The organism is Streptomyces sp. MI02-7b, assembly GCF_033793585.1.
Classification (GTDB): Bacteria; Actinomycetota; Actinomycetes; order Streptomycetales; family Streptomycetaceae; genus Actinacidiphila.
Genome location: NZ_JARAWX010000012.1, coordinates 154,117 through 173,976, shown reverse-complemented (window position 1 = coordinate 173,976; position 19,860 = coordinate 154,117). Strand labels below are relative to the sequence as shown.

The 19,860-nt window shown below is 73.0% G+C and carries 15 protein-coding genes; 12 read left to right on the top strand and 3 right to left on the bottom strand.

Annotated features, from left to right (window positions below):
* The first annotated feature begins 188 nt into the window (after nucleotides 1-188).
* Nucleotides 189-1,763, top strand: a complete 1,575-nt coding sequence (locus PV364_RS21355) for a S8 family peptidase (protein WP_319661730.1) — start codon at nucleotides 189-191, stop codon at nucleotides 1,761-1,763.
* Between the two features lie 501 nt (nucleotides 1,764-2,264).
* On the opposite strand, the gene PV364_RS21350 is transcribed toward PV364_RS21355, so the two are convergent.
* On the bottom strand, nucleotides 2,265-3,980 hold the full coding sequence (locus PV364_RS21350; RefSeq protein WP_319661729.1) for a dolichyl-phosphate-mannose--protein mannosyltransferase: 1,716 nt from the start codon (nucleotides 3,978-3,980) through the stop codon (nucleotides 2,265-2,267).
* Nucleotides 3,981-4,071: 91 nt separating this feature from the next.
* On the opposite strand from PV364_RS21350, the gene rsmI reads away from it, so the two are divergent.
* The 10 genes from rsmI (at nucleotide 4,072) to PV364_RS21300 (ending at nucleotide 16,687) form a co-directional block, all read left to right on the top strand.
* Nucleotides 4,072-4,965, top strand: coding sequence for a 16S rRNA (cytidine(1402)-2'-O)-methyltransferase (rsmI, locus tag PV364_RS21345; protein ID WP_319661728.1), 894 nt, complete (start codon nucleotides 4,072-4,074; stop codon nucleotides 4,963-4,965).
* Between the two features lie 190 nt (nucleotides 4,966-5,155).
* The gene (locus PV364_RS21340) at nucleotides 5,156-5,554 is read left to right on the top strand and encodes a hypothetical protein (protein ID WP_319661727.1); all 399 of its coding nucleotides are present in this window, start codon (nucleotides 5,156-5,158) and stop codon (nucleotides 5,552-5,554) included.
* 30 nt (nucleotides 5,555-5,584) lie between these two features.
* Nucleotides 5,585-6,493, top strand: a complete 909-nt coding sequence (locus PV364_RS21335) for a TatD family hydrolase (protein WP_319661726.1) — start codon at nucleotides 5,585-5,587, stop codon at nucleotides 6,491-6,493.
* 27 nt (nucleotides 6,494-6,520) lie between these two features.
* On the top strand, nucleotides 6,521-7,816 hold the full coding sequence (locus PV364_RS21330; RefSeq protein WP_415924581.1) for a ubiquitin-like domain-containing protein: 1,296 nt from the start codon (nucleotides 6,521-6,523) through the stop codon (nucleotides 7,814-7,816).
* A gap of 754 nt (nucleotides 7,817-8,570) precedes the next feature.
* The gene (gene rsmA / locus PV364_RS21325) at nucleotides 8,571-9,452 is read left to right on the top strand and encodes a 16S rRNA (adenine(1518)-N(6)/adenine(1519)-N(6))-dimethyltransferase RsmA (protein WP_319661725.1); all 882 of its coding nucleotides are present in this window, start codon (nucleotides 8,571-8,573) and stop codon (nucleotides 9,450-9,452) included.
* A 64-nt stretch (nucleotides 9,453-9,516) separates the two neighbouring features.
* A complete protein-coding gene (locus PV364_RS21320) occupies nucleotides 9,517-10,431 on the top strand; it encodes a 4-(cytidine 5'-diphospho)-2-C-methyl-D-erythritol kinase (protein WP_319661724.1) in 915 nt (304 codons plus the stop codon).
* An 83-nt stretch (nucleotides 10,432-10,514) separates the two neighbouring features.
* Nucleotides 10,515-11,819 (top strand): acyltransferase, encoded by a 1,305-nt coding sequence (locus PV364_RS21315; protein ID WP_319661723.1) that lies wholly within the window; start codon nucleotides 10,515-10,517, stop codon nucleotides 11,817-11,819.
* A gap of 360 nt (nucleotides 11,820-12,179) precedes the next feature.
* The gene (locus tag PV364_RS21310; protein WP_319661722.1) at nucleotides 12,180-13,970 is read left to right on the top strand and encodes an ABC-F family ATP-binding cassette domain-containing protein; all 1,791 of its coding nucleotides are present in this window, start codon (nucleotides 12,180-12,182) and stop codon (nucleotides 13,968-13,970) included.
* Nucleotides 13,971-14,094: 124 nt separating this feature from the next.
* On the top strand, nucleotides 14,095-15,669 hold the full coding sequence (locus tag PV364_RS21305; protein ID WP_319661721.1) for a PQQ-binding-like beta-propeller repeat protein: 1,575 nt from the start codon (nucleotides 14,095-14,097) through the stop codon (nucleotides 15,667-15,669).
* A 283-nt stretch (nucleotides 15,670-15,952) separates the two neighbouring features.
* Nucleotides 15,953-16,687 (top strand): response regulator transcription factor, encoded by a 735-nt coding sequence (locus tag PV364_RS21300; protein ID WP_319661720.1) that lies wholly within the window; start codon nucleotides 15,953-15,955, stop codon nucleotides 16,685-16,687.
* On the opposite strand, the gene PV364_RS21295 is transcribed toward PV364_RS21300, so the two are convergent.
* On the bottom strand, nucleotides 16,608-16,904 hold the full coding sequence (locus tag PV364_RS21295) for a hypothetical protein (RefSeq protein WP_319661815.1): 297 nt from the start codon (nucleotides 16,902-16,904) through the stop codon (nucleotides 16,608-16,610). The two genes, PV364_RS21300 and PV364_RS21295, sit on opposite strands and share 80 nt — an antisense overlap.
* Before the next feature lie 50 nt (nucleotides 16,905-16,954).
* Nucleotides 16,955-18,625 (bottom strand): sodium:solute symporter family protein, encoded by a 1,671-nt coding sequence (locus PV364_RS21290; RefSeq protein WP_319661719.1) that lies wholly within the window; start codon nucleotides 18,623-18,625, stop codon nucleotides 16,955-16,957.
* A 104-nt stretch (nucleotides 18,626-18,729) separates the two neighbouring features.
* Between PV364_RS21290 and galT the strand changes: the two genes are divergently transcribed.
* Complete coding sequence (galT, locus tag PV364_RS21285) at nucleotides 18,730-19,776, top strand: galactose-1-phosphate uridylyltransferase (RefSeq protein ID WP_319661718.1); 1,047 nt, start codon at nucleotides 18,730-18,732, stop codon at nucleotides 19,774-19,776.
* Nucleotides 19,777-19,860 lie beyond the last annotated feature (84 nt).

The window sequence follows — 19,860 nt, the reverse complement described above, 5'->3', positions numbered from 1 at the left end:
GGCGCCGCAAAACGGCCCGGCGCTGACCCGCTGGGGTGGGCGGGGGGCCGCTCCCGGTGTGGGAGATCAGTAAGACAGTCGGATTGTCGTACGTTCCCGGTCTCGATGGTCGCGCGAGGGCGCGCGCCGGTGTGACGGGAGTACGCATGCGGACCAGGCGGTCGTTGACGTGGGCACGTGGGGCGGACGTGGCGGCCCCCTTGGTGGTGGGCGCGCTGCTCTCGGCGTTCGTGCCGGGTACGGCGGGCGCGGCGGACGGCCCGGCCGCGCAGTGGATCGTGATGCTCAGGGACACGGCGGGCGACGTCCGCACGCTGGCCGCCGAGCACGCCCGCCCGCACCACGCCACCGTCGGCCGGGTCTACGACGTCGCCGCCGCCGGCCGCACGCTGAAGGCGTACACGATCCGGGCGACCGCGGCACAGGCCGCGGCCCTCCGTGGGAACCGCCTGGTCAGCTCCGTCGTACGGGACGGGGTCGTGCACGCGCCCGAGCGCATGGGGCGGCCCGCGGTGGTCACGCCGCTGCCGCCCCGCGCCGCGGACCGGCCCGCGCCCGGCGAGGGGGGTGTCCTGCCCGGCAAGGACCGCGTGCCGCTCGCCGGGCCGGCCGGCGGGTGCGTGCCGAACGACCCGTACTACACCTCCGGCAACCAGTGGGGACTGCTCGCGGTCAAGGCCCCCACCTGCGGCGCCCGCAACGACGTCACCGTCGCCGTGCTGGACACCGGCATCGACGCGCGGCACGAGGACCTGGCCGGCGTGGTCGCCGGGTCGGTCAACTTCTCCGACAGCGCCACCGCCGACGACCACTACGGGCACGGCACCCACCTGGCCGGGATCATCGGGGCCGTCACCGACAACGGCATCGGTGTCGCCAGCGAGGCCATGGGCACCCGGCTGTGGAACGTCAAGGTCCTCGACGACAACGGAACCGGCTCCGTCTCCCAGGTCGCCGAGGGCCTGCTGTGGGTGGCCGCCAACGCCGCGACGCACAACATCGGCGTCGTCAACATGAGCCTGACCTCGCCCGACGACAGCCCGCTGCTGCACGCGGCCGTCCAGATCGCCGCCGCCTCCGGGGTCACCCTCGTCGGGGCCGCGGGCAACGACGGCACGACGGCCCGGGAGTACCCGTCCGGCTACCCCGAGGTGATCTCGGTCGCCGCGACCGGCTCCGACAACTCCCTGGCGTCCTTCTCCACGCGCGGCGACTGGGTCGACGTGGCCGCACCCGGGGTCGACATCGTCTCGACCTACGCCGGCAACACCTACGCGACTCTGTCCGGCACGAGCATGGCCACCGGCTTCGTCAGCGCCACCGCCGCGCTGTGCCGTACCGCCGGGGTGTGCACCGGCGCCCCCGGGCAGACCCTGGCCCGGCTCGGCGCGTGCTCCCAGCCCATCCCCGCGACCGGCCACGGCGTCCGCTACGGCCTCGTCCGGGCCGACCGCGCCGGCCTGGACTGCGGCGAGGGCTCCGCCGCCGCCCCGCGCGTCCCGTCCGGCACGGCCGCGCTCCGCCCCGCCGCCCGCCCCGAACCGGTCGTGAACGACGGCAACGGCAACGGCAACGGCGGCGGCGACGGGCAGGGTCGGGACGGCGGGAACGGCGAGGACCTGGGCACCGCGCCGATCGACTCCTTCACCGCCGTCCGCCCGGACCGGCCCGGCGACGACGGCACCGACCCCGTCGGCGAGTTCGTGGCCGCCCTCGTCGAGGACACCCTCCGCGACCTCGGCCCCTGGGGCCCCGACTGCTGACGGCCCGGCGCGCCGTGGCCCTGTGGGACCCCAGCAGCGGGGGCGAACCTTCGTGCCGTCCGGCGCAGTGACCGTCGCGGTCCCCGTCGGGCGGCTGCGCAAGGAGTCTTCGGAGGGCGTGTACGGCGACAGGGCCGCACGAGCGGATCGCGCCGGCGGGGTCCTGACCGTCATGGTCCGCGTCGGGCGGGCTCCGCCGCGTCCGTACGTGCGCCGCGCCACAGCCCGCGAGGCCCCAGCAGCGCGGCGCACCTTCGGTCGCCCGTCACCGGAACCGGCACCGTCACGGGCGCTTGCGCCAAGGCTTGCGGGGCCCCGGCAGCGGGGCCGAACCTCCGTGCCGCCCGGCACGGTGACCGTCACCGGACCGGAACCGTCACCGACGGGCGGCTGCGCCGTGCCCCGGGCGGCCCCAGCAGCGGGGGCGGGCAATCGTGCCGACCGACAACGCCCGCACCCGCACCGGCACCCGCGCCGCCGAGGACCCGTCCCGCGGGCGGGTCAGATCCAGGTGTCGAGCCACATCCGCTGCCGCCAGGCGTCCAACGGGATGGTCTGGCCGGTGTAGAGCGGCCAGAAGTAGATGAAGTTGAAGACGATCAGCAGCACGAGAGTGCCGGCGCCCACGGCGCCCCACATGCGGCGACGCTCGCCCGCGCCCGGTGGGCCGAGGATCGCGCCCAGCATCATGGCCAGGGCGAGGCAGAGGAAGGGCAGGAAGACGACCGCGTAGAAGAAGAAGATCGTGCGGCCCTGGTAGAGGAACCAGGGCAGGTAGCCGGCCGCGACGCCGCACGCGATGGCCCCGGCCCGCCAGTCGCGGCGGAAGGCCCAGCGGTACAGCACGTACAGCAGGGCGAAGCAGGCGGCCCACCACAGCGCGGGCGTGCCGATGCCCAGGACCTCGCGCGCGCAGCCGCCGACGGCGGTGCAGCCGTCCTGGCCCTCCTTGGGGGATTCGTAGAAGTACGAGACGGGCCGGCCCAGCACCAGCCAGCTCCAGGGGTTCGACTGGTAGGTGTGCGGCGAGTGCAGGTTGACGTGGAAGTCGTAGACCTGGGTCTCGTAGTGCCACAGGCTGCGCAGCGCCGCCCAGGCGTCGGAGAGGAACCCACCGTCGCCCTTGGCCCAGTTCCGGTCGTAGCCCTTGTCGGTGGTGAACCAGCCGAGCCAGGACAGCAGGTAGGTGCCGAGGGCGACGGCCACCATGGAGAAGCCGGCCCACAGGCCGTCCAGCCACGACGCGGTCAGCCAGGGATGGCGGGCACCGGCGACGCGGCGGGCGCCGGCGTCCCACAGTACGGTGAGGACGCCGAAGGCGGCCAGGACGTACAGGCCGTTCCACTTGGTGCCGGCGGCCAGGCCCAGGCAGACCGCGGCCGCGATCCGCCACGGCCGCACGCCCAGCCACGCGAAGGACGCGACGCGGTCGTCCGGGCGCCCTTCGGGCAGCGCCGCCGCCAGGCGGGCGCGGGCCTTGTCACGGTCGATCAGCAGGCAGCCGAAGGCGGCCAGCACCCAGAACATCACGACGAGGTCGAGCAGGGCGGTGCGGCTCATCACGAAGTGCAGGCCGTCCACCGCCATGAGGCCGCCGGCCAGGCAGCCCAGCGCGGTGGAGCGGAACAGCCGCCGGCCGATGCGGCACAGCATGAGCACCGACAGGGTGCCCAGGACGGCCATCGCGAACCGCCAGCCGAACGGGTTCAGCCCGAAGATCCACTCGCCGGAGGCGATGACCCACTTGCCGACGGGCGGGTGGACGACGTACGACGGCGCCGCCGACAGCGGGATCGTCGGCGGGTGGGCGAGGATCTGGTCGTTGGCCTTGTCGGGCCAGCTGCCCTCGTAGCCGTACTGCAGCAGCGACCAGGCGTCCTTGGCGTAGTACGTCTCGTCGAAAATCACCGCGCGCGGTGAGCCCAGGTTCCAGAACCGCATCAGTCCCGCGAGGAGCGCCACCAGCAGCGGACCGCCCCAGGCCGACCAGCGGGCCAGCCGGTTCGCGAGCACCGGGCCCAGCCCGAGCGCCGACCAGGCGCGCGTCCCCGGCTCGGGGAACGGCGGGACCAGCCGCTCGCGCAGGCTCGTGCGCGGACGGTCCACGTGGCCGAAGCGGCGCAGCCGCCGCTGCCAGGAGTCCTGCTCCGCGGGCTCGGAGGAGGCGTTCTCGGCGCCCTCGGCCGGGTCTGCCTGCGTAGCGGTGTCACTCGTCACCGGGCCATCGTAGGGAAGCCGCTCGCGGATGCGCTGAGGACCGGGCCATCCGAGGGTCGGGCCGGGTCCGACCGGGTGGGAGACTGGGTCGGTGACCACATCGACCGGACCGGCGGACGCAGGCGTACTCGTGCTCGCGGGCACTCCCATCGGCGACGTCACCGACGCACCGCCCCGGCTGTCGGCCGAGCTGGCCGCCGCGGACGTCATCGCCGCCGAGGACACCCGGCGGCTGCGCCGGCTCACCCAGGCGCTCGGTGTGACGACCACCGCGCGGGTCGTGTCGTACTTCGAGGGCAACGAGTCGGCCCGCACCCCGGAGCTGGTCCGCGCCCTGGAGGACGGGGCGCGGGTGCTGCTGGTGACCGACGCGGGGATGCCCTCGGTGTCCGACCCCGGCTACCGGCTGGTCGCCGCTGCCGTCGAGCGGGACCTGCGGGTCACCGCGGTGCCGGGCCCGTCCGCCGTGCTCACCGCGCTGGCGCTCAGCGGCCTGCCCGTCGACCGCTTCTGCTTCGAGGGCTTCCCGCCCCGCAAGGCGGGCGAGCGCCGGGCCCGGCTGGCCGAGACCGCGGCCGAGCGGCGCACGCTGGTGTGGTTCGAGGCCCCGCACCGGCTCGCGGAGACGCTGACCGCGATGGCCGAGGTCTTCGGCGCGGACCGGCGCGCCGCCGTCTGCCGCGAGCTGACCAAGACCTACGAGGAGGTCCGCCGCGGGCCGCTGAAGGAACTGGCGGCCTGGGCCGCCGACGGCGTGCGCGGAGAGATCACGATCGTCGTCGAGGGCGCCCCGGAGACCGGCCCGCAGGAGCTGGACCCGGCCGAACTGGTACGCCGGGTGCAGCTGCGCGAGGAGGCGGGGGAGCGGCGCAAGGAGGCGATCGCCGCCGTCGCGGCGGACGCGGGGCTGCCCAAGCGCGAGGTCTTCGACGCCGTGGTGTCCGCCAAGCACGCCGCGGCGACGAACCCCCCCACAAAGGGCTAAACACGGCGTCGGCAAAGTACTGTCGTGGGGTAGGGAAAGGGTGTTGGCCGCTCTGTCGGCCCCGCGTCACATACTTCCCAAAACTGGCTCAAGAAAGGGCACCCCCGCTGTCACCGCCGCCTTCGCGGGCGTTCTCTGTAGTGGGAAGTCCCGCTCCGGACGCCTCGTCCGGAGGGCAACAGGAGCTGCCATGAGCGAGACCATCGGAACCGATGGCACGGTTCGTGAGGCGTACGCCTTCGTCTGCATCAGCTGCGGTCGCGGCTGGGAGCAGGCGTACGAGATAGAGCACCACGTCGACGCCCAGGGCCGCGAACTCGTCTGGTACATGGTCGAGGGCAAGCGGGTCCCGTCCCCGCTGACCCGCCCCACGTGCGTCGAGTGCGAGGGCCACAAGGTCCGCATCATGCGGGCCGGACAGGTGTCCGATGTGACCGGTACGTGGTCCAGCACCGCGACCGCCGGCCCGCTTCCCTGCGCCGCCCCCCGGCGCCCGGTCGCCGCCGCCACCCCCGCCGAGGGCACCGAGCGCCGCGGCCGGCACTGGTCGCCGCTGCACCTGCTCCACCGCAGGAGGGGCCAGGCGTAGCCGTCACGGCCGCCGCCTAGGATCTGGGGCATGCCCCAGAAGCCCGAACGCCAGCAGAGGGACCAGCGCAAGGACGGGTCCGCCGCCCCTCCCCTCCCGGAACCGCTCGCGGTCCCGGTGGCGGACTCGCACACCCACCTCGACATGCAGGAAGGCAGTGTCGAGGACGCGCTGGCCAAGGCGGCCTCCGTCGGTGTCACCACCGTCGTGCAGGTCGGCTGCGACGTGAACGGTTCCCACTGGGCGGCCCGCACGGCCGCGGCGTACGACACCGTCTGGGCAGCCGTCGCGCTGCACCCCAACGAGGCGCCGCGGATCGTGCACGGGGATCCTGGGGGAGGGGGGTCCCGTCAGGGGGCCCGCGAAGGGGGCGGCACCGCCGCGCTGGACGCCGCGCTCGCCGAGATCGACGCGCTGGCCGCGCTGCCGCACGTACGCGGTGTCGGTGAGACCGGCCTGGACTACTACCGCACCGGGCCGGAGGGCGTGGAGGCCCAGCACTACTCCTTCCGGCGCCACATCGACATCGCCAAGCGGCACGGCAAGGCCCTGGTCATCCACGACCGCGAGGCCCACGCCGACGTCCTGCGCATCCTCGACGAGGAGGGCGCACCGGACACCGTGGTCTTCCACTGCTACTCCGGCGACGAGGAGATGGCGCGGACCTGCGCGGACAAGGGCTACTACATGTCCTTCGCCGGCAACATCACCTACAAGTCCGCCCAGAACCTGCGCGACGCGGTCGCGGTGGCCCCGGCCGAGCTGCTGCTGGTCGAGACCGACGCCCCTTTCCTGACCCCGGTTCCGTACCGCGGTCGGCCTAACGCTCCGTATCTCGTTCCGATAACGGTGCGTGCCATGGCGGAGGCGCGGAAGGCGGCAGAGGACGAGGTCGCGGCGGCGATCGGCGCCAACACGGCGCGCGCCTTCGGTTACTGATCCGCGACACGGGGTCACCACGCAGCGATGGATCGCGACGAATGTCGGTTATGGTCCCGGTTCGGTTCCGACCGGACCCGCCGGAGGTACGTCGTGAGTCATTCGTATGCCGAAGCCGGGCTGTACGGCAGCGGGCTGCCGCTGCAACGCCCGGCGCCCGCCGTGGGCGGCCGCGCGGCCGCCCGGATCGCCGCACGCGCGGAGGCCCGCAGGCGGCGCGCGGCCGAGCGCCCCGACGCGCTGGCCAGGCTGCTGCCCCGCGCGCTGGTCGTCGCCGTCCTCGCCGGCGGCACCGGTGCCTACGTGACGGGCGGCAAGGCGGTCCAGCTGTCCGTCGACGGCCAGGTGCGCACCCTGCACACCTACGCCGGGGACGTCGGGGAACTGCTGCGCCGGCAGGGCGTCCGGGTCGGCGACCACGACATCGTCGCCCCCGGCCGGCACGCCGAACTGCACGACGGCGACAGCGTCGCCGTCCGCTACGGCCGCCCCGTCTCGCTCACCCTCGACGGCCGCCCGAAGCGGCTGTGGACCACCGCCCGCACCGTCGACGAGGCCCTGGGCCGGCTCGGCGTGCGCGCCGACGGGGCGTACGTCTCCACCTCGCGCTCCGAGCCGATCGGGCGCCGCGGCCTGGACCTGAACGTACGGACCGAGCGGCAGCTGACCTTCCTCGTGGACGGCAAGGAACGCACCGTCCAGACCAACGCCGCCACCATCGCCGAGGCCGTGCGGGACGCCGGCATCCGGCTGAGCGGCGAGGACACCACCTCCGCCGCCCCCGACAGCTTCCCCCGGGACGGCCAGACCATCTCCGTCATGCGCATCCGCGGCCGCGAGGAGACCCGCGAGCAGCCGATCCCCTACGAGGTCGTGCGGCGCGAGGACCCCCGGCTCTTCCAGGGCACCACCGCCGTCGACTCCCGGGGCCGCAACGGGGTCCGGCGCGTCACGTACGCCTACCGCACGATCAACGGGGTCCGGCAGAAACCCGAGCCCATCGCCGAGGAACTGGTGCGCGAGCCGGTCCAGGAGATCGTGCGGGTCGGCACCAAGCGCCTCCCCGAGTCCGTCGACGGCGCCGACCACCTCAACTGGCAGGCCCTGGGCAAGTGCGAGGCGGGCGGCAGGCCCAACGCGGTCGACTCCAGCGGCACCTACGGCGGCCTGTACCAGTTCGACCGCCGGACCTGGCACGCCCTCGGCGGCAGCGGCCGCCCTCAGGACGCGCCGGCGAAGGAGCAGACCTACCGCGCCAAGCGGCTCTACATCCAGCGCGGCGCCACTCCGTGGCCGGTCTGCGGCCGCAAGCTCTACCGCTGACGCGGGTGGCCGTGGGGGAGGTTTTTTCCCCGCCCTCCCGCCCGTGTGCCCGGCGAGGTCTGGGCGCCCCGGCGCGCGTTTCGTGGGGGCCGGGTGCGGGGCCTCCGGGGCTGGGCATTCTGGACAGCACATTTCGGTGCCTCGGGCACTCGCCGTTGATCACCCCGGGTTGTGCACCCAAATATGCTCCACAGTCCAGAACGCCCACCCCTCCGACCCCGCCCCCTCCGTTTCGTATCGCGCCTGATCCCCGGTGGGGGGTAGAAGCGGCACCGTGCCTGGGGCCGCCCGTTGGCGCAGCGCGGTCCGCGGGGGCGAGCGCTCGCGCGGCAGGCTGCCGGGGCAGGAGTGAGGCGACCGCGGTCACCCGGACCGCCCCCACACCCCCCACCGGTGCGGTCCGCGGGGCCAGCGCTCGCGCGGCAGGCCGAAGGGGCGGAGTCAGGCAACCGCGGTCACCCCGGACCGCCTCCATACCCCCCACCGGGGATCAGGCGCATATGGAGACGGAGGGGGCGGGGTCGGAGGGGTGGATGTTCTGGACGGTGCGGGATATTTGTGCGCGCCATCCGGGCAGGGACGGGATGAGCAGGTGCTGGAAAGGCGCGTAAATATCCCAGTCCAGGACGTGCAGCCCCGGAGGCCCCGCACCCGGCCCACCCCGCACGCGCGTCGGGGCGCCCTGACTTCACGGGCGGGCGGGCGGGGAAAGAGCCTGCCCGGTCGCGCCGTCAGGCGCGGATAGGCTGGGACGGTGAGCGAGACCGACCGTAACGATCATCAAGACGACGCACTGCTGGGGCCCGGGGACGTGAGGGCCCTCGCCGCAAGGCTGGGCGTACGCCCGACCAAGCAGCGCGGGCAGAACTTCGTGATCGACGCCAACACCGTGCGCCGTATCGTCCGGACCGCGGACGTGCGGCCGCAGGACGTGGTGGTGGAGGTCGGGCCGGGGCTGGGCTCACTGACGCTGGCGCTGCTGGAGGCCGCGGACCGCGTGACGGCCGTGGAGATCGACGACGTGCTGGCCGCGGCGCTCCCGGACACCGTCGCCGATCGTCTGCCCGGCCGGGCGGACCGCTTCACGCTGGTGCACAGCGACGCGCTGCGGGTGGCGGAGCTGCCCGGGCCGCCGCCGACCGCGCTGGTGGCGAACCTGCCGTACAACGTGGCCGTGCCGGTGCTGCTGCACATGCTGGCGACGTTCCCGACCATCGACCGGACGCTGGTGATGGTGCAGGCGGAGGTAGCCGACCGCCTCGCCGCGAGCCCCGGCTCCAAGGTGTACGGCGTGCCGTCGGTCAAGGCCGCCTGGTACGCGGAGGTCAAGCGGGCCGGCGCGATCGGCCGCACGGTGTTCTGGCCCGCGCCGAACGTGGACTCCGGTCTCGTCTCGCTCGTGCGCCGCACCGAGCCGCTGAAGACGACCGCGACCCGCGAGCAGGTCTTCGCCGTCGTGGACGCGGCCTTCGCGCAGCGCCGCAAGACCCTGCGGGCCGCGCTGTCCGGCTGGGCGGGCTCGGCCGCGGCCGCGGAGGAGGCCCTGGTGGCCGCCGGGGTGTCGCCGCAGGCGCGCGGGGAGTCGCTGACGGTGGAGGAGTTCGCGGCGATCGCCGAGCACGGCGCCCAGCGGTAGCAGAAGGCACAATGGGGGCCGCCGCCGTGCGGCCCCGTCCCGTTCCCCGAGGAGAACCACGCCCGTGACCAGCCGATCCGTGACCGTCCGCGTCCCTGCCAAGGTCAACGTCCAGCTCGCGGTGGGCGGTCCGCGCCCGGACGGTTTCCACGACCTGGCCAACGTCTTCCTGGCCGTGGGCCTGTACGACGAGGTCACCGTCACCCCGGCCGACGGGCTGCGGATCACCGTCGAGGGCCGCGACGCGGACCAGGTGCCGGCGGACGCGAGCAACCTCGCCGCCCGCGCGGCGCTCGCGCTGGCCGCGCGGCGCGAGGGCGTGACGCCGGACGTGCACATCCACATCGTCAAGGACATCCCCGTCGCGGGCGGCATGGCGGGCGGCAGCGCCGACGCTGCCGCCGCCCTGCTCGCGTGCGACGCGCTGTGGGGGACCGGGGCCGGCCGTGAGGAGATGCTGGAGATCTGCGCGGAGCTGGGCAGCGACGTGCCGTTCAGCCTGGTCGGCGGCGCCGCCCTCGGCCGGGGCCGCGGCGAACTGCTCACCGCGCTGCCGGTCGGCGGCGCCTTCCACTGGGTCTTCGCGGTCGCCGACGGCGGCCTGTCGACCCCGGCCGTCTACCGCGAGTGCGACCGCCTGCGCGGCGACGCCGCGGTGCCCGAACCCGAGCCGGCCCCGGCCCTGCTGGACGCACTGCGCACCGGCGACCCCGTGGCGCTCGCCGCCTCGCTGGCCAACGACCTCCAGGCCGCCGCGGTGTCCCTGCGCCCCTCGCTCGCGGCCACCCTGGCCGCCGGCACCGACGCGGGGGCGCTGGCCGGTCTCGTCTCCGGCTCCGGGCCGACCTGCGCGTTCCTCGCCAAGGACGCGGAGTCCGCGCGGTCCGTCGCGGCCGCGCTCAGCGCCTCCGGCACCTGCCGGGCGGTCCGCGTCACCTCGGGACCGGCCGAGGGAGCGACCGTCGTCCGGCAGTCGTAGGTACGCGTACTCAGCGACCCCGTACGGGAGTTGAGTAGCCCGCCGCTGCCGGGCCACGGCCGTCCGGCGGCATCGTGGACCGCATGGTGGAGACGAACGCCGCGGCACTGGCCGCGGCCACGCCCGCGAGCCGGGACCGGTACGTGGACTTCCTGAGGGTGGCATCGCTGGCCACGGTCGTGCTGGGGCACTGGCTGATGGCGGCGGTCACCACCCGCGACGGCGGCGGCATCGAGGTCGGCAACCTGCTGGCCGTACGCCCCGCTCTCCAGCCGCTGACCTGGGTGCTCCAGGTCATGCCGGTCTTCTTCTTCGTCGGCGGCTTCTCGCACGCCCTGTCGTACCGCTCGGTGGTGCGCGCGGGCGGCGGCTACGCGGCGTTCCTGCGCGCCCGGTCGCACCGGCTGCTGCTGCCGACGGCGGTCTTCACCGTCGTCTGGGGCGCCGCGGCACTGCTGCTGTCCGTACCGGACGCCGCGGCACGGCTGGTGGCGCAGCCGCTGTGGTTCATCGGGGTCTACCTGGGGATGGCGGCCTTCACGCCGCCGCTGCTGCGGCTGCACGACCGGTACGGGTGGGGCGCGTTCGCGGCCCTGTGCGGTGCGGCCGCGGCCGTGGACGCGCTGCGCTTCGCCGCCGGGGTGCCCTTCGTGCCGTTCCTGAACTTCGCCTTCGTATGGCTGGCGGTGCACCAGCTGGGCTTCCTGCGGGCCGACGGCCGGCTGCGGCGGCCCGCCGTGATGGCGGCGGGCGGGCTGGCGGCCGCGGCGGCGCTGGTGGCGCTGGGCCCGTACCCGCTGTCCATGGTGGGGATGCCCGGCGAGCGGATCTCGAACATGGCGCCGCCCACGCTCGCGCTGCTCTGCCACGGCGTGTGGCTGGTCGGCGCCGTCGAGCTGCTGGGCGGCCCCGCCGGACGGTGGCTGCGGCGGCCGCGCGTGTGGCGGGGAGTGGTCGCGGCGAACGGCGTCGCCATGAGCGCCTTCCTGTGGCACCTCACGGCCATGCTCGCGGTCTACGGTGCGCTGATCGCCCTCGGCGGCGACCTGCCCGCCCCCGCGTCCGCCGCGTGGTGGGCCCAGGTCCCGCTGCGGATCGCCGTCGCGGCGGCCCTGACCGCCGCCTTGGTCGCCGTCTTCCGCCGCGCCGAGCGCCCGCCCGCGCCCCGCCCGCCGGCGGCCCCCGGCCGGCTCGGCGGCCCCGGCGCCGCCCTGGGTGCGGCCCTCGCCCTCCTCGGCGTCCTGGGCCTGTCCACGGTGGGCTTCGGCGGCCTCCTCGACGGGCACTCCGCCGTCCTCGTCGCCGTCCGCCTCACCGCCCCGGCCGCGATCCTCATGGCCGCCGCCGGCTGGGCCCTGGTGGAACGCGCGGGCCGGAGCCGGGGGTGAGGCCTCACTTCACCCGGCCGACCTCGAGGACGACCACGGTGACGGCTCGCTCATCAGGATCAGAGCGGCGGCGGGTTTGCCGTATTCGCTGATGAGGACGGGTTCGTGCCCGTGCCGGAGGCGGCCGACGAGCGGCCCGGGCGGGTTGCGGGCTTCGACGAGCGGATACGCCTCCAGGGGGAAACCGCGCAGACCTGCGGCCGCGTACCGTGCCCGACATGCCGGATTCGGCCATCGGGGGCGGGGAGCCCGAGGCGCCCGCGCCGTGCGGGCGGACGCCGGAGCCCGATGGGCGTATTCGGGGGCGGCAGGCGGCAGCACTACTCTGGGAGGTCGTTCTTCCGTATCGACAGGAGTCCCATGGCCGTCAATCTGGTCAACGTCGAGTCCGTCAGCAAGGTGTACGGCACCCGTACCCTGCTGGACGGGATCTCGCTCGGCGTATCGGAGGGCGACCGCATCGGGGTCGTCGGCCGCAACGGGGACGGCAAGACGACCCTGATCCGGATGCTGGCCAAGCTGGAGGGCCCGGACAGCGGCCGGGTGACCCACACCTCCGGGCTGCGGCTGGGCGTGCTGACCCAGCACGACAGCCTGGACCCGGCGGCGACCGTACGCCACGAGGTGATCGGGGACCGGCCCGACCACGACTGGGCAGGCGACGCGAAGATCCGGGACGTGCTGACCGGCCTGTTCGGCGGGCTGGACCTGCCCGGCTTCCCGCAGGGCCTGGAGACGGTGATCGGTCCGCTCTCCGGTGGCGAGCGCCGCCGCATCGCGCTGGCGAAGCTGCTGATCGCCGAGCAGGACCTGATCGTGCTCGACGAGCCCACCAACCACCTCGACGTCGAGGGCATCTCGTGGCTCGCGGGCCACCTGCGGGCGCGCCGCTCGGCGCTGGTGTGCGTCACCCACGACCGCTGGTTCCTGGACCAGGTCTGCACGCGGATGTGGGACGTGCAGCGCGGTGACGTCCACGACTACGAGGGCGGCTACAGCGACTACGTCTTCGCCCGCGCCGAGCGCGAGCGGATCGCCGCGACCGAGGAGGTCAAGCGGCAGAACCTGATGCGCAAGGAGCTGGCGTGGCTGCGCCGCGGCGCCCCGGCGCGCACCAGCAAGCCGCGCTTCCGCATCGAGGCGGCCAACGAGCTCATCGCGGACGTGCCGCCGCCGCGCGACAACGCCGAGCTGATGAAGTTCGCCACGACCCGGCTCGGCAAGACCGTCTTCGACCTGGAGAACGTGACCGTGCAGGCCGGTCCCAAGGTGCTGCTGAAGCACCTGACCTGGCAGCTCGGCCCCGGCGACCGGGTCGGCCTGGTCGGCGTCAACGGCGCGGGCAAGACCTCGCTGCTGCGGGCGCTGGCCGACGCCGCCACGAGCGACGGGGAGAAGCAGCCGGCGGCGGGCAAGGTCGCCGTGGGCAGGACCGTGCGCCTGGCCTACCTGTCGCAGGAGGTCGCCGAACTCGACCCGGCGATGCGTGTGCTGCAGGCCGTGGAGTCGGTGCGCGGCCGGGTGGACCTCGGCAAGGGCCGGGAACTGACGGCAGGTCAGCTGTGTGAGAAGTTCGGCTTCACCAACGAGAAGCAGTGGACGCCCGTCGGCGACCTGTCCGGCGGCGAGCGCCGCAGGCTCCAGTTGCTGCGGCTGCTGATGGACGAGCCGAACGTGCTCTTCCTCGACGAGCCCACCAACGACCTGGACATCGAGACGCTGACCCAGCTGGAGGACCTGCTCGACGGCTGGCCGGGCTCAATGGTCGTCATCTCCCACGACCGGTACTTCCTGGAGCGGACCACCGACCGCACCTTCGCCCTGCTCGGCGACGCGACGCTGCGCATGCTGCCGCGCGGCATCGACGAGTACCTGGAGCGGCGTCGCGCCGTCGTCGAGGCCGCGGCCCCCGCGCCCGCCCCGGCCAAGCCCAAGGGCGGTGGCGACAGCCGTGCCGCCAAGAAGGAACTGCAGCGCATCGAGCGGCAGCTGGACAAGGTCGGCGAGCGGGAGTCCAAGCTGCACACCGCCATCGCCGAGAACGCGACCGACTTCGAGAAGGTCGCCGAACTCGACATGGAGCTGCGTTCGCTGAGCGCGGAGCGTGAGGAACTGGAGATGCGCTGGCTGGAGTTGGCCGACGAGGCGTGACGTGGGAACGGGTGTAGCAGTGCCGTAACGGTCGCCGGGCGCGAGCTCGGAACAGTGTGTCACCGGTGGTACAAAGAGGGTCACCGTCCGCCCTCGCACGTCTGTGCCCGAAAGGTGCCCGCTGATGTCGCAGCCGCCGCCCCCGCCCGGCCACCAGCCCGGTTTCGGGCCGCAGCCGCCCCAGTACGGTTACCCGCCCGCGCAGCCGAACCCGTACGCCGCACCGGTTCCGCCGCCACCTCCGGGCCCCGGTCCGTACGGACCCCACCCGTACGCGCAGGCGCCGACCCAGCCCGTACCGCCGTACGGCTACCCGCAGTTCCCGCCCCCGCCGCCGCCCCGGAAGGGCAACGGCAGGCTGGTCGCCGTCGTGGCGGCGGCGATCGCGGGCGTCCTGGTCGTCGGCGGCGGTGTGTTCGTGGCGCTCAACGCCGGCGGGGGCACGGGCAAGCCCGGCACGCCGTCGGACAGCCGCGGCGGCAGCGGCGGCCAGGACGGCCGTGGCGGCGGCGCGATCCAGGCGAAGGCGCTGTGGGACAAGGACGGGGTGCGCCCGCCCAAGTCGGAGATCCTGGCGGCGATTCCCGACGCCTGGTTCACCGGCAACGCGGTGGTGAAGACGACGCCGGACGCGGTGCGCTCCTACGACATCGGCAGCGGCAAGGAGAACTGGTCGGTCCCGCTGTCCGGCGAGTCCTGCCCGGCCTCGCGCGAGGCGTCGGGGGACCGCGTGGTCGTCACGTACGGCACGGACTGCGGCCAGGTGATGGCGATCGACATCGCCAAGGGCGTGAAGCTGTGGGACAAGCAGCTGCCGGACCAGAACGGCCAGACCTCGCACGACTACACGCAGGTCGCCGTCACCGGGGACACCGCCGCCCTGGCGTGGCTGGGCGGCTCGGTCGGCTACCGGATCGGCAGCGGCGAGGTCCTGTGGACCCCGAAGGCCGGTTCCGACTGCAACGACAAGGGCTACAAGGGCGGTACGAAGCTGGTCGCCGTCGTCCAGTGCGGCGGCTACAACGGCGACATCTACGTCCAGGGGCTGAGCGAGAGCGGCCGCAAGCAGTGGTCCTGGCAGGTGCCCACGGGCAGCGACGTGCAGAACATCCTGTCCACCGACCCGGTCGTGGTCGGGCTGTCGGCCGGTGCGAGCGGTCTGATGACGGATCTGGCGTACCTGGAGGACGGCAGGATGAAGAGCCGCATCTCCCTGGGCGCCGGCGGCTACCAGGGCACGTACGCGGTCTCCTGCCCGCCCAACGGCGAGGCGCACTGCTCCAACTTCGCGATCGACGGCACCACGATCTACCTGCCCACCAAAAGCCATGCCGGCACCGGCGACTCGTACACGCAGACCAACGAGATCGCGGCGCTCGACCTGCGGACCGGCAAGCCCCAGTGGCTGGCGGAGCCCGGCGAGGAGCGCGAGATGAAGGTCGTCGGCATGAGGGACGGCAAGGTGATCGCCTACCAGCGCAACACCTACGACAAGCCGGGCCGGCTGGTCTCCCTGGACCCCGGTACGCGCAGGACGACGGACTTCATGGAACTCCCCGCCGGCGGCAAGGAACTGGAGAACCAGTTCCTGGACGGCAGTTCCTACTACTGGCTCTACAAGGACCACTTCTTCGTCAACCCCGCCAGCATCTCGGCCAACACCAGCCTCACCGGCAAGGCGATCGCGGCCTTCGGCTGAGCGGTCGATTCCTGGGTATGTACGGTACGGAACGAGCGGTTTCGGGTGAGAAGCAGCCAGGAACGCCGGTCATTTCGGAATTGCTGGAGGCATCTGGCCGGTAGGGGGCGCGCCGCGTCGAACAAGCGTGTACCTTCCCGGGCATGACCCGGACCGCTGTGGGCCACTGTGGGGGTACGCGCGGGACGCCGGGCCGTGGCCGCGCTACGGCATGTGAGGGGGGACCGGCTTGGACTCGGTGGGCAGGCCCGCACCGGTCCATGGGGGGATGAGGGGGACGCCCATGGGCGTACGGCTCGTCGTCGTCGACGACCATCGTCTGCTGGCCGAGGCGCTCGCCTCGGCCCTGAAACTGCGCGGGCACCGGGTGCTCGCCGCGGCCGCGCCCGCCTCGGGAGCGGCCGATCTGGTCCTGAGCCGGGCACCCGAGGTGTGCCTGATCGGCACCGCCGCCCCGGCCGAGCCGGGCGCCTTCGACGCCGTCGCGCGGATCAAGCGCGAGCGGCCGGGGGTGGCGGTGCTGGTCCTAGGACCGGTGCCCAACCCGCGTGGCATAGCCGCCGCGTTCGCCGCCGGCGCCTCGGGCTACGTCCGGCACGACGAGCGGATCGAGGGCGTCGAACGGGCGATGGCCAAGGCCCGGGCGGGCGAGGTCGCCGTGGCCCCCGCGCTGCTCCAGGGGGCTTTCGCGGAACTGCTCAACCCCGTGGTGGAGCCGGACGACGAGGGCACACGGCTGCTTCAGATGCTCACCCCGCGCGAGGTCGAGGTGCTGATGCGGGTCGCGGAGGGGGAGGACACCCGGCTGATCGCCGCGGGAATGGCGATCGCGCCGAGCACCGCCCGTACGCATGTGCAGCGGGTGCTGATGAAGCTGGGCGTCGGGTCGCGACTGGAGGCGGCCGCGCTGGCCGCCCGCACCGGACTGCTGGACCGCGTCACGCACCGCCCTCCGGGCGGGGTCGTGATTCCTCAGCAGGTGTCGGGTCCGGGGACGGCGGGGGAGGGGGCGGGCTGAGCCTCATCCACAGCAGGAAGGCCAGCCCCAGCACCAGCATGCCGATGCCGGCCCAGAGGTTGATGTTGATGCCCTGGGCCTTGGTGATGTCGGCGTCGGAGGCGGTGATCCCGGCGATGGTGACGAGCACCCCGTAGACGACGAAGAGACCGCCGATGACGCGGCGTACGTCGAACAGCCGGGCCGCGGTGGCCGACTTGCGCTCCAGGCTCCCCATGTCGTCCTGGAACTCGGACTCGTTCCCGAAACTGGTCACGACAGGTCACCTCACAGGGAGAAGGGGATGTAGCACAGGGCGGCGAGGACGACCGCGCCCCAGCCCAGCAGGGCGGGCCTGCGGTACCAGGCGTCGTCGCCCTTGGCGGGCGGCTCGGCCATGCCGGGCGAGGTGGTCCCGTAGACCAGGCCGGCCAGCGACTCGGTGGGCTTGGGCCGGGTGAACCACGAGACCAGCACCATCACGACGCCGCCCACGACGAACGCGGCGATGGCGGAGACGAAGTTGGCGCCCTGGTCGCTGGGGATGGAGATCAGGCCGCCCTTGTAGAACCAGAAGTAGTTGATCATCGCGGCCACCGTGCCGCTGAGCAGTCCCCAGAAGCCCGCCGCCGCGGTCGAGCGCTTCCAGAACATGCCGAGGATGAAGACGCAGAACAGCGGCACGTTGAAGAACGAGAAGAGCGTCTGCAGGTAGTTCATGATGTTGCTGAAGGACGAGGCGATGAAGGCCGTGCCCATGCCGATCAGCACGCCGATCGCCGTCACCACGCGACCGGTGGTGACGTAGTACGCGTCCGGCCGGTCCCGCCGCACGTAGCGGCCCCAGATGTCGTACGTGAAGACGGTGTTGAACGACGAGACGTTGGCCGCCATGCCGGCCATGAAGGCGGCCAGCAGGCCGGTGACGGCGATGCCGAGGACGCCGTTGGGCAGCAGGTCGCGCATGAGCACCGGGATCGCGTCGTTGTACTGCAGTCCGCTGCCGTCCTTGCCGATGTCCGGCTCCATGACGAGCGCGATCAGCCCGGGCAGGACGACGATCAGCGGGATGAAGATCTTGGGGTACGCCGCGATCAGCGGGGTGCGCTGGGCCGCCGAGAGGTTCTTGGCCGACAGGGCGCGCTGCACCTCGGCGAAGTTGGTCGTCCAGTAGCCGAAGCTCAGCACGAAGCCGAGACCGAGCACGATGGTCAGCCAGTTGGCGCCGAGCGGGTTCTGCGAGCCGATCCCGGTGTCCTGCCAGGCGGAGAGGAACGCCGGGGAGTGCGAGTCGGTCAGCGAGTCCCGCAGGCCCGACCAGCCGCCGACCCGCTTGAGGCCGACGACGGTGAGCGGGATGAGCGCGGCGAGGATGACGAAGAACTGCAGCACCTCGTTGTAGATCGCCGAGGACAGTCCGCCGAGGGTGATGTAGAAGAGCACGAAGAGCCCGGCGACGACGATCGCCACCCACTGCGGCCAGCCGATCAGCGCCTCCAGCACGATCGCCATCGCGTAGAGGTTGACGCCCGCGATGAGCAGCGCCGAGACCGCGAAGATGATCGAGCTGAGCAGGTGCGAGGACGGCCCGAAGCGGTGCAGCAGGAACTCCGGCACGGAGCGGACCTTGGAGCCGTAGTAGAAGGGCATCATCACCAGGCCGAGGAAGACCATGGCCGGAATGGCGCCGATCCAGTACCAGTGCACGGTGTACACGCCGTACTGTGCGCCGTTGGCCGCCATGCCGAGGATCTCGGTGGCGCCCAGGTTGGCGGCGATGAACGCCAGGCCGGTGACCCAGGCCGGCAGCGAGCGCCCCGACAGGAAGAAGTCCAGGCTGGTCTTCACGGAGCGGCGGGCCGCGAAGCCGATGCCCAGGACGACGACGAAGTAGATCGCGAGGATCGAGTAGTCGAGGGCGTTGGTCGGCAGCCGTAGCCCCTCTGCCAGCAGGTTCATGGTGTGATCACTCCCCGCAGCGCCTCATTCGTTGACGTTGCTGTTTCGTTGTGGTTCATTGTGTTCGGTTCTGTTGGTTGGGGTGTGTGTGAGGAGCCCGCAGGGTGAAGAAGACATCGACCCGGCTCGCCGACGGGCGCGAGCTGATCTACTACGACACCCGGGACGACGCGGTGCACGACGCCGTCGACCGGCGCCCGCTGGATCCGGTGTCCTCGGTCTCCGAGATCCGTCACGACGTCCTGCTGGGCGACTCCGTCGCCGTCGCCTCGCACCGCCAGGCCCGTACGTACCACCCGCCCGTGGACGAGTGCCCGTTGTGTCCCACGCGTGACGGTCACCTCACCGAGATCCCCGACGACCACTACGAGGTTGCCGTCTTCGAGAACCGCTTTCCCTCACTCTCCGGAGAACATGGCCGTTGCGAGGTGGTCGTCTTCACCGACCACCACGACACGTCGTTCGCGGGTCTGAGCCCCGAGCGGGCGCGGCTGGTGCTCGACGCGTGGACCGACCGCACGCGCGAGCTGTCGCAGCTCGCCGGGGTCGAGCAGGTCTACTGCTTCGAGAACCGCGGCGAGGAGATCGGCGTCACCCTCGGCCACCCGCACGGCCAGATCTACGGCTACCCCTTCGCGACCCCGCGCACCGAGCTGATGCTGCGGTCGCTGGAGCGGCACAGCGAGGCCACCGGCGGGCGCAACCTCTTCGACGACGTCGTGGAGCGCGAGCGCGAGGACGGTTCGCGGATCGTCCTCGAGGGCGAGCACTGGACCGCCTTCGTCCCCTACGCCGCCCACTGGCCGTACGAGGTGCACCTCTACCCGCGCCGCCGGGTCCCCGACCTGCTCGGTCTGGACGAGGAGGCGCGCGCCGAGTTCCCGGCGGTCTACCTGGAACTGCTGCGCCGCTTCGACCGGATCTTCGGTCCGGAGGAGCCGCCGACCCCCTACATCTCGGGCTGGCACCAGGCACCCTTCAGCAGTCCGCTGCGTCGGGAGTTCGCGCTGCACCTGGAGCTGTTCACGATCCGCCGCACCAAGGGGAAGCTGAAGTTCCTGGCCGGTTCTGAGTCCGGCATGAGCGTCTTCATCAACGACGTGCCGCCGGAGGCCGCCGCGGCCCGTCTGCGCGAGGTCGCCACCCCATGAGGCCCTCCACGGCATGCGCGCGGCACGCCCTCGTCCGTCCCCACTACGGTTGCTCCGAGACGGACCCGAGAAAGGCTGAGACCT